General features: G+C 73.5%; 5 protein-coding genes and 2 pseudogenes. 1 reads left to right on the top strand and 6 read right to left on the bottom strand.

All coding sequences use genetic code 11. The features are described from left to right. The 6 genes and pseudogenes from ABT078_RS28610 to ABT078_RS28585 all read right to left on the bottom strand — a co-directional run. Positions 1–413 (bottom strand): annotated as a pseudogene (locus ABT078_RS28610) (hypothetical protein); the annotation flags it as partial. Positions 414–735: 322 nt separating this feature from the next. Then, on the bottom strand, positions 736–966 hold the full coding sequence (locus tag ABT078_RS28605; protein WP_351232647.1) for a DUF397 domain-containing protein: 231 nt from the start codon (positions 964–966) through the stop codon (positions 736–738). Then, positions 953–1,776, bottom strand: a pseudogene (locus ABT078_RS28600) (helix-turn-helix domain-containing protein). Before ABT078_RS28600 ends, ABT078_RS28605 begins: the two are co-directional and overlap by 14 nt. Before the next feature lie 357 nt (positions 1,777–2,133). Then, positions 2,134–3,240, bottom strand: coding sequence for a peptide chain release factor 2 (gene prfB / locus ABT078_RS28595; RefSeq protein WP_351232645.1), 1,107 nt, complete (start codon positions 3,238–3,240; stop codon positions 2,134–2,136). Positions 3,241–3,289: 49 nt separating this feature from the next. After that, a complete protein-coding gene (locus ABT078_RS28590) occupies positions 3,290–4,525 on the bottom strand; it encodes a serine/threonine-protein kinase (RefSeq protein WP_351232643.1) in 1,236 nt (411 codons plus the stop codon). Between the two features lie 160 nt (positions 4,526–4,685). Next, entirely contained in the window at positions 4,686–6,329 is a 1,644-nt protein-coding gene (locus ABT078_RS28585; protein WP_351232641.1) for a serine/threonine-protein kinase, read from the bottom strand. A 436-nt stretch (positions 6,330–6,765) separates the two neighbouring features. On the opposite strand from ABT078_RS28585, the gene ABT078_RS28580 reads away from it, so the two are divergent. After that, the gene (locus tag ABT078_RS28580) at positions 6,766–10,356 is read left to right on the top strand and encodes an FHA domain-containing protein (RefSeq protein ID WP_351232639.1); all 3,591 of its coding nucleotides are present in this window, start codon (positions 6,766–6,768) and stop codon (positions 10,354–10,356) included. The last annotated feature ends 37 nt before the right edge of the window (positions 10,357–10,393 follow it).

Here is a 10,393-nt window from a genome sequence, read left to right as displayed (position 1 = left end):
GCACCACCATTGGTCGGGTCACCGGCCGCCGCACCACCATTGGTCGGGTCACCGGCCGCCGCACCACCATTGGTCGGGTCACCGGCCGCCGCACCACCATTGGTCGGGTCACCGGCCGCCGCACCACCGTTCGTCGGGTCACCCGCCGCCGCACCACCATTGGTCGGGTCACCGGCCGCCGCACCACCCGAGATCTGGCCGAGGGTGTCGCCGCCGCTGTTGTCACCGCCCTCGACGGCGTTGATGCCGACGTCCAGCCCATTCTGGTCGGCCTCGACCTCGGCGCTGAGGCCGCCAACGTTCACGCCGATGCCGACGGCCTGAGCGGCGCCCGCGGCGGTCAGGGACGCGCCGGCGGCGATCACCGCACCGGCGGCTATCCGTGCCACACGAACCCGCGTCTTCTTGGTCATCTGCTGCTACCCCCAGTAGCTAAATCGTCAGTGTGCAGCGTCTTGGGGCAGCATCCGCTGAGGGTCGTTCTTCCGTTTCCCCCGCCCACACGCGCCCCAGAAATACGCATGCCGCGCTCACCCTCCCCAGTTTCCGTGAACGCGTCAAGGTCGTTGCGCGCGCAATGCCCGAAATAAGGAGAGTTGACCAAGGTGCGGGCACGCAAATGTGACGTGAACCCGGAACTGCCGCCCCCCGGAGGGCAGTTGTCATGTCGACAAAGCGATCCGACACCACATATTCCGCTTGCGTCAGCGAAGACACATCTTCCCTGCAGGCCGTTCACACACGGCCGAGTGGCTCTGCCTTGAGTGCGCCGAGGAAGGCCGTCCAGGCGGGCGGGCCGAAGACGAGGGCGGGGCCGTGGGGGTTCTTACTGTCGCGGACGGGGACGCAGGCGGTGCAGGCGTCGCTCATTTCGAGGCAGTCGCCGCTCGTCCCGCCGCTGTAGCTGGACTTGCGCCACATCGGTACGACGGAGGCGTCAGGGACGACGTGCTCACTGCTGTGCATGCTCGTATTCCTTTGCGACGGACCTGATCAGTGCCAGGGACTGGCGATGCGAGAGCGCGTCCCCCAGGGCGTGATCGTATGCCGCTTGGCACTCCCGCACCACGGACGGGACTTCGAGCACCCGACCCGTCTTCAAGCCTTCCGCATACGCGACGGGCGGGAGGTCGTCGAACCACATAAGCGTGACGATGCCCTCGATCAGCGCGTGGAATCCCGCCGAGAAGGGAAGCACATGCACGCGGATGCGGTGGCTCTCACCCAACTCCACGATGTGCCGGAGTTGTTCGCACATGATCGCCGGACTGCGGATGGGACGCCTCAGCACCGCCTCGTCCATCAGCGACCAGAACACCGGTGAGTGGAAGTCGTCGAGGATGCGGGCGCGTTCGAGGCGCGTGACGAGCAGCCTGTCACGCTCCTCGGTGGTCTTGGGGGGAAGCCCGAGCCCAGCACCTCGCGCGCATACGCCTCCGTTTGCAGCACGCCGGGCACCAGCTTCGCGGCGTAATCTCGGATCACCGTCGCCTGACGCTCAAGCTCCAGCGCCTGTGCGAAGTGCTCCGCAACCCGCCCCTCGCCCAGCGACGGCAGGAACCTCTCGAAGATCCCACCCGTGTCCAGCACTCGGTCCAGCCGACGCGCATCCTCGACGTCCGGTCTGCGCCGTCCCGCCTCGATGTGCGCGATGTGCGTGCGCGACATGATCGCGCGCTGGCTCAGCTCCTCCTGGGTGAGCCCGGCCGCCTCGCGGCGCCGTTTGAGCTCTTCGCCGTACTTCTCGCGGGACTGCGGGTTGTCTTCGATCGCCATGCCCAACTCCCCCTGCGTGCGGACGCCGTTGTCACGCCTCGACCCCTACCGAGCGTAATGGACACAGCCCCACTCTGTGATCGGATCAGCACACAGAGCGAGAGGCCGGGTAGGTCATGGAAAGGCCGAGCGGGGACGAGACGGGTGCGGTCATCACCCTGCGGGTGTCACGGGACGGCGGGCGTACGTGGGGACCGAGAGTGACGTACCGGCCGGACCGGCTGGCGCCCCCGCTCGAACCGGGGTGCCGCTTCCCGCTGTGCGTGTGTCCGAGGTGTGCGCCGGGCGGGCACGCCCCGTAGACACGCAACGGCGCCGGACCCCGTGAAGGGCCCGGCGCCATTGCTCGTGTCCGGTCTACTTCTCCCGCTGCTTGCGCCAGCGAATTCCGGCCTCCAGGAAGCCGTCGATCTCACCGTCCAGCACCGCCTGCGGGTTGCCGACCTCGAACTCCGTACGCAGGTCCTTGACCATCTGGTACGGGTGGAGGACGTACGAACGCATCTGGTTGCCCCAGGAGCTGCCGCCGTCGCCCTTGAGGGCGTCCATCCTGGCCCGCTCCTCCTGGCGCTGACGCTCCAGGAGCTTCGCCTGGAGGACGTTCATCGCGCTCGCCTTGTTCTGGATCTGGGAGCGCTCGTTCTGGCAGGAGACGACGATGCCGGTCGGGATGTGGGTGATACGGACCGCGGAGTCGGTCGTGTTGACACCCTGGCCGCCCGGGCCGGAGGCGCGGTAGACGTCCACGCGCAGTTCGGACTCGTCGATCTCGACGTGGTCGGACTGCTCGACGACCGGGAGGATCTCGACGCCCGCGAAGGACGTCTGGCGGCGGCCCTGGTTGTCGAAGGGGGAGATGCGGACCAGGCGGTGCGTGCCCTGCTCGACGGAGAGCGTGCCGTAGGCGTACGGCGTCTTGACGACGAAGGTGGTCGACTTGATGCCGGCCTCTTCCGCGTACGACGTCTCGTAGACCTCGGTGCCGTAGCCGTGGCGCTCGGCCCAGCGGAGGTACATGCGCTGCAGCTGCTCGGCGAAGTCGGCGGCGTCGACGCCGCCGGCCTCCGCGCGGATGTTGACCAGTGCCTCGCGCTCGTCGTACTCGCCGGAGAGGAGCGTGCGGACCTCCATCTCGTCCAGCGCCTTGCGGACCGACTCCAGCTCGGCCTCGGCCTCGGCGCGGGTGTCCGGATCGTCCTCGTCCTCGGCGAGCTCGAAGAGCACCTCGAGGTCGTCGATACGCCCACGCAGCGCCTCCGCCTTGCGGACCTCGGCCTGCAGGTGCGAGAGCTTGCTGGTGATCTTCTGTGCCGCCTCGGGGTCGTCCCACAGCGACGGTGCCGCCGCCTGCTCCTCGAGCACGGCGATGTCTGCCCTCAGCTTGTCGAGGTCCAGGACGGCCTCGATCGACCCCATGGTCGAGGAGAGGGACTTCAGCTCTTCGGATACATCGACGACTGCCACGCGTCCAGCGTAACGGCTGGCCGGGGTGTTCCGGCCCGCCGGACAGGACCTAGGGCTGTGAGGGTGCCGACTGCTCGGAGTCCTGGGGCGGTACGCCGTCGTCGTCGCCGCTCGTCGCCAGCCAGCCGCCGACACCGACCGCGGCCACCAGCACCAGGCCCGCGACACCGAGCGTGATGCGGCGTCTGCGGACGGCCCCCGCCTTGTGGCGGGCCGAGCCGGGGCGGCGCTGGCCGGGAGTGCGGGGGGCGCGGGCGGTGCCGCGGGCGCCGCCCGCGAGCTCGTCGGGGCCAGGAACGCGCATGGAGGTGTGGGTGTCCCGGTTGGAGTCGGTGGCCGATCCGGGGACAAGGGGGACGGCTGCCCTGCGGGGTGCGGCGGGGAGGGTGGCGTGGTCCGGCTCCTCGTGGATCTCCGACGGCGGCTCCGTGTCGGGCTCGTCCACGTCCAGCGGGGGCATGCCCGCCAGCAGCGGCAGCAGGTCGTGCAGGCGCGCGGCGAGCTCGGAGGCGCGCAGGCGGGACGCGGGCGCCTTGGCCAGGCACTGGACGACGAGCTGCCACAGCTCGTCCGGGATGCCGGGCAGCGGGACCACGGTCTCGGTGACATGGCGGCGCAGAACGGCGCCCGGATGGCCGCCGCCGAAGGGGGTGAAGCCCGCGAGCAGCTCGTACAGGACCGTCGCGAGGGCGTAGATGTCGACGGCCGCGCGCGGCGGGAGGCCCTCGACGATCTCCGGGGCGAGATAGTCCGGCGTACCGATGATCTTGGTGGCCCGGGTGCGGCGCGGGGTGTCGATGAGCTTGGCGACGCCGAAGTCGGTCAGCAGGGCGGGGTGGGCTCCGCCGGGGCCGAGCGGGCCCTGCATGTCGAGCAGGATGTTCTCCGGCTTGACGTCGCGGTGGACGACTCCTGCGGCGTGGGCCGCGGCGAGGCCCTCGGCGACGTCGGCGATGATCGCGACGGCGGCCTCGGGGGCGAGCCGGCGCTCGCGGTCGAGGCGGGTGCGCAGATCGGTGCCGCGGACGAGATCCATCACGAGGGCGAGGTCGGTGCCGTCCACGACCAGGTCACGGACGCCGACGACATGGGGGTGGTCGAGCCCGAGAAGCGCCGTGCGCTCCTGGACGAAGCGTCCGACCAGCTCCTGGTCCGACGCGAGATCCTCGCGCAACAGCTTGATGGCGACGGGGCCCTCCGGGCCCTCGCCCAGCCATACCGTGCCCGCGCTGCCCCTCCCGAGGATCTGGTGGGCGGTGTACCGGCTGCCGATGTTCCGTGCCAAGACTGCTCCCTCAGCGGCTGGCGTTGCCCATCAAACTACGCGGCTGTCGGGGTACCTCGTGCCCCGGATGGCGCCAACCGTCACTTCTGCGGGGCTATTTCCCCCGCAGAAGTCGACATGACGACAGGGTGATCGCCCGTCGGATGCCGGGCAATCACCGCTACTGCCCGGTACCGGTGTCGGTACCGGTGCCCGGGTCCGAGGCGAACAGATCCTCGACGAACTTCGTCACGTTCGAGACCCCATCGCCAATGGCGTCCCAGTAGCTCTGCCCCTCGGCGACCCAGTCCTGCAGGAACATCTCCCAGGCCAGCCAGCCCGCGCCGACCAGGATCAGGAGCGTGAACAGGCAGCCCTTGAGGCAGCCCAGGCCCGGGATCCGCATCGGGTTCGCGCTGCGCTGCCGCGGCTCGCGCGCCGGGCGCGGAGCGGGCTGCTGGGGCGGCGGCTGCGGGGGCGCGTACTGCTGCCTCTGAGGCTGCGGGGCGTACTGCTGCTGCGGGGGCGGCGGGGCCCACTGCTGCTGAGGCTGCCGTCGCGGCTGCGGCTGGGGACGCTGCTGCCGCTGGGGCGGCTGCTGCGGCCCGGGGGCCGGCTGGCGCTGCGGCCGGCGGCGCAGCGGGTCCTGGCTCGGGTCCAGGTACTGGACCTGGGTCTGCTCGTTGCGGTCCCGGGCCGCCTGCAGCTGGGACTGCCAAGGGTGCGGCTCCTCGGGCCCGGGCTGCGGCAGGCCGTCGGGGCGCGGCGGCAGGGGCGGCATGACCGCGGTCGGGTCGGCGGCGCCGGTCTGCTGCATCACGCTGGTCGCGGCGTTCGGGTCGTACGAGGACGCGTGGCCCGGCAGCACCTGGGTGGGATCGGCCGCTCCGGGCATGCCCGGAACCGTCGCGGGCGACGGGTCGGGCGCGAGCAGCGCGCCGACGCCCTCCGCGGCCTCGATCCGGGCGGGCGTGGAGTGGACGCCGATTCCGGCGGCGACGGTACGCAGGCCTCGGGCGAGGTTCTCGGCGCTCGGCCGCTCACCCGGCTCCTTGCGCAGACAGCGCTCTATGACCGTCCACAGCGGGGCGGGAACGGTGGTCGGGCGGCGGGGCTCCTCGCTGAGGTGGCGTTGGAGCACTTCCAGGGCCGTGCCGCCGGCGAACGGGGGACGGCCGGTGACCAGCTCGTACAGCAGGATCCCCGCGCCGTAGATGTCGACGGCGGAGGTCTGCGGGCGGCCTTCGGCGGACTCCGGCGCGACGTAGGCGGGCGTGCCGACGAACTCGTGCGTACGGGTCAGGCCCGGAGAGTCGGCGAGGCGTGCGATGCCGAAGTCGGTGAGCATCGGGTGCATCTCGCCGCCGCGCTCGGCGAGCAGGACGTTGGCGGGCTTGAGGTCGCGGTGGACGACGCCGTCGGCGTGGCTGGCGGCCAGCGCGTCCGCGATCTGGGCCGTGAGCAGGGCGGCCGCCACGGGGGTGAACGGGCCGCTGTCCCGGAGGTAGCGGTGCAGGTCCGGGCCGTCGACCAGGTCCATCACCAGGGCGAGGAGGTCGCCCTCGACGACCAGGTCGCGGGTGCGGACGATGTTCGGGTGCGTGAGCCGGAGCAGGACGGAGCGCTCGCGCAGGAAGCGCATCACGACATCCGCGTCGTTCGCGAGCTCCTCCTTGAGGACCTTGATCGCGACGGTCTCACCCGGCTGGCCGGGGACCGCTGCCTCGGCTCCGGCGGTCTCCCGCTGGCGGGCTCGCCAGACGGTGCCCGTGGCACCGCGGCCGAGCGGTTCCTCGAGCAGGTACTTGCTGCCTACCGGCCGCACGTCATGCGCTCCCTGCTGATCGTGGTTCTGGTGGTCCTGGGTGGTCCTGGGGACCGGACCCGGGTGGTCCCTGGTGTGGTCCCCGGTCCATATATGGCCCCGACCGGGTGTCCGACCCACTCTAGTGCCGCCGATCGGGTCACCGGTGTGCTCACCGGATTGGCCGGTAAGACGTCATCGGTGGCCGGTTGGTTGCCGAACGGCCGTGCGGAGGACGGCAGAGACGATCCCAACCAGGCACTTTTGCGGCCAGAGCCGACCATTCAAGATCACTTGAGGGTGGGGGGCGGGCGCGCTGTCTGTGGCAGGTGCGAGGATGCCTCCAGCACGGAGTTGTGGGGGCGGGGGCCCGCTGCCGTGCCGACCTGCCGGGTGGGGGGAATCACAGGGCGGCTCCCCTGCCGGGCACCCCGCGCAGAAGGGACCGCTGACGGCGATGCAGATCCGGCTGACCGTCCTCGCGCCGCGCAGCGGCCAGTCCACGCAGGGCGTTGCGCGCGTGTGCGACGTCCTCGTCACGGCCCCTGCCGGTACGGCACTGGCGGCCGTCGCCTCCGGACTGGCCGCGGCCGTGTCCGGGCCGGACGCGCCCGGGCCCGTCGTGCTGTACGCCGGCCAGGAGCGGCTCGACGCCCAGCGGTGCGCGCTGGGCGAGCCTCCGCTCGTGGACGGCGCGGTGCTGTCGCTCCAGGCCCCCGCGGACGGCGACCGGGAGGGAGAGTCCGGGGCACATGCCCAGGCCCGGCTCCATGTGGTCGCCGGGCCGGACGCGGGCGGAGTGCATCTGCTCCACGGCGGCCAGATCCGCGTCGGACGCTCGGCCGAGGCGGACGTCCCCCTCGACGACCCGGACGTCTCGCGGCTCCACTGCGCCGTGACCGTCGCGGACGACGGCGGCGTCACCGTCGCGGACCTCGGCTCCACGAACGGCACCACGCTGGACGGCACCCCCGTCGGCCCCCGCCCTCTCCGGCTGCTCCCGGGTGCCCTTCTCCGCATCGGCGAGTCCACCCTGTGCCTGGCCCCGCCGACGGGTCCTGCCCGGCTGACGACGACCCCGGACGGCGAGGGGCATCTGCGGGTCGGCCGGGCCCATGCCTCCGCGGCGGGTGCGGCAGGATCGCCGGACCACGCCCGCAGCGATGTGCCGGACGCGCAGGAAGGGCCGGAGGCCGCTCCGTACGGCCACGAGCACGGCCGTACGGCCCCGGGCGGGCGGCAGGCGCCGTCGTGGGCCCGTGCGGACGGTACGGCCCGCGGGCAGGCATCCGGTGGCACGGTGCCCGCACAGCGGGGCAGCGCGGGCACGGGCGAGGCGCGCGGCGCGGCGTACGGCACCCAGGCGCGGAGTGGCAGTGCGGGCGGGGCACCCGGTGGCCTTGCCGCCCCCGCAGCCTCCGACGGGGCGGCCGCGGGGTGGAACGACCTCGGCGGCGCGGCCGGAGACAGCGGCGGCCGCGCCGGTGGAACCCACGGTGCGGGTTCCGACGGCCGCCTTCCAGGCATCCCGGCCGGACACGCATCCGACGTGACGCACGGCGGAGCCACCCGGCCGCCGGGCGGGCATGCGCCCGGGACCGAAGCCGGCCACGGAACCGAAGCCGCGCACGACGGCGCCGGGCGGGGGCCGGTCGCGTACGACCAGGGCCACCGCCCTTCGGCCGAGGGGACAGGCGGCGATGCGGCGGCCGTGGACGACGGTGGTGGCAGCGGCCCGGCGCGCGGTGGCGGGACGCCCTCGCGAGGCGAGAGCGGGCCGCGCAAGCGCGGAATAGGGGCCTGGGCGCGGCGGCTGGCCGGGGCGCGCGGGGACGCGGCACCGGAGGACACGGGCGAGCGCGGGGACGCGGCGGTCGCCGCCGCTCCCCTCGTCGAGACGTGGCCCGATCCCGCCACCGTGCTGCTCACCGCCCTCGGGCCCGGGCCGCGGCTGTGGGAGCGGGGGCCGGGGCACCCCGAGGAGCTCGCGGTTCGGCTCGGTACCGCGGACCGCGCGGACACGCTCGCCGTTCCCGTCACCGTCGGACTGCGCGAGGCCGGGTCGCTCGGGCTCGCCGGTCCCCGCTCGCGGCTCACCGGACTCGCCAGATCGGTCGTGGCGCAGCTCGCCGCGCTGCATCCGCCGGGCGATCTGGAGATCGTGCTGATCAGCACGGACCGCGCCAGGTCGCTGGAGGAGCGCAGGCGCGACTGGAGCTGGCTCGGCTGGCTGCCGCATCTGCGGCCCACCCACGGGCAGGACTGCCGGCTGCTCGTCGCCTACGACCGGGACCAGGCCACCGCCCGGGCCGCCGAGCTGACCCGGCGGCTGGACGAGGGCCCGCTCGGACCGGGCTGGCCGAGCTCCGGCCGACGCATGATCGAGGACGCCGCTGCGCGCCACACGGGTCCGCGGACCGTGATGATCCTGGACGGCGACCCCGGTTCCGCGGCGCTCCGCGAGGCCACCGCCCGGCTGGCCGGGGCGGGCGCCGCAGGGGGCATCCATGTCGTCTGCCTGGCCGAGACCCCGGCGGCCTCACCGCTCTCACCCGTCGCGGCGACGTACGAGGAGGCGTGTGCGGCATCGCTCGCGTTCCGGGAGTGCGGGGCGGTCGCGCTGCTGAGCGGCGATGTGGCGACGGCGCTGCGGCTGCTGCGTACGGCGTCGGGGCGGCCCGCCGGGCACGGCACGGTCGGCGCGGTGGACGCGGTCTCCGCGGCGTGGGCCGAGCGGTTCGCCCGATCGCTGGCGCCGCTGCGCCCGGCGGACGCGGACGGCGCCCCGGCCGGTGCCGGGACGGGCCGCGCCAACGGCCGGGCGGCGACCGCGCCGCTGCCGCAGTCGGCACGGCTGCTCGACGAGTTGGGACTGGCCAGGGCCACGCCCGCGTCGCTGATGACCCGTTGGGCTTCGGCCCCGGACGGTACGGCGGTGCTGGGCGCCGGTCCGCGCGGCCCGGTCTCCGTCGATCTCACGGCCGACGGCCCGCATCTGCTCATCGAGGGCCCGGCGGGCAGCGGTCGTACGGAACTGCTCCGCGCCGTCGCCGCATCGCTCGCCTCCGCCGGGCGACCGGACCGGCTCGGGTTGCTGCTCGTCGACGGTGCGGGCGGCGAGCGGGGCGAGGGGCTCGCGGCCTGTACGGAACTTCCGCATGTCACCGAGCATCTGGTCGCATCGGATCCGGTCCGGATGCGCGAGTTCGCGCAGGCACTCGGGGCGGAGCTGAAGCGTCGGGCCGAGCTGCTGGGCGGGGAGAGCTTCTCGGAATGGCACACGCGGCGCGAGGTCTCCGAACTGCTCGTCGGCCAGCGTTCGCCCAGCCCGGCCGAATCACGCGCGGATGCACGTACGGACACGCGCACGGACACGCGCACGGATGGCCGTGCCGACGCGCGCGGCGCCTCCCACGGAGAGTTGTCCGGAGACTCCCGCGGCGACATCGAAGCGCCGGCCGGCGGCACGCTCCGGCTCCGTCCGGCCGGTGCGCGTACGACCGTCGACGCACGGCGCCCGCTCCCCCGGCTCGTCGTCCTCGTCGACGACTACGACGCCCTGGTCGCCCCGGCGCTCGGCAGCCCCGGCCGCCCCGCGGCAGGTTCCGTCGTACGGGCCCTGGAGGCCGTCGCCAGGGACGGCGAGCAGCTCGGCGTCCATCTGGTCGCGACGTCCGCCCGGCCCGACCGCACCGCGGACACGGAGCTGGCCCACCATGCCCGGCTGCGCGTGGTGCTCGACGCCCCGCCCACGTCCACGGGACCGGAGGACCCGGCCCCCGGGCGCGGGCGCCTCGGGCATCCGAGCGGGCGCGTGACGCCGTTCCAGGCAGGCCGGGTGACGGGCCGTATCCCGCGTACGGCGACACAGCGGCCCACAGTCGTGGAGCTGGAGTGGGAGCGGATGGGCGATCCGCCGACCCGCCGCCCGGTCCGCGAACTGGGCAACGGGCCCACGGACCTGGCCCTCCTCGCCAGCGCCCTCGACCGCGCGGCCCGCTCGGTCGACGCCACTCCCCTGCCGCCCCTCAGCCCGGCCCGCCCCTGATCCCGTCCCGCCCCTGGCCCCGCTCTCAGGATCCCGT

It is taken from the genome of Streptomyces sp. NPDC002133 (assembly GCF_040296405.1).
Taxonomy (GTDB): domain Bacteria; phylum Actinomycetota; class Actinomycetes; order Streptomycetales; family Streptomycetaceae; genus Streptomyces.
The sequence above is the reverse complement of the archived record's forward strand: the minus strand, read 5'-3'. Positions and strand labels throughout refer to the sequence as shown.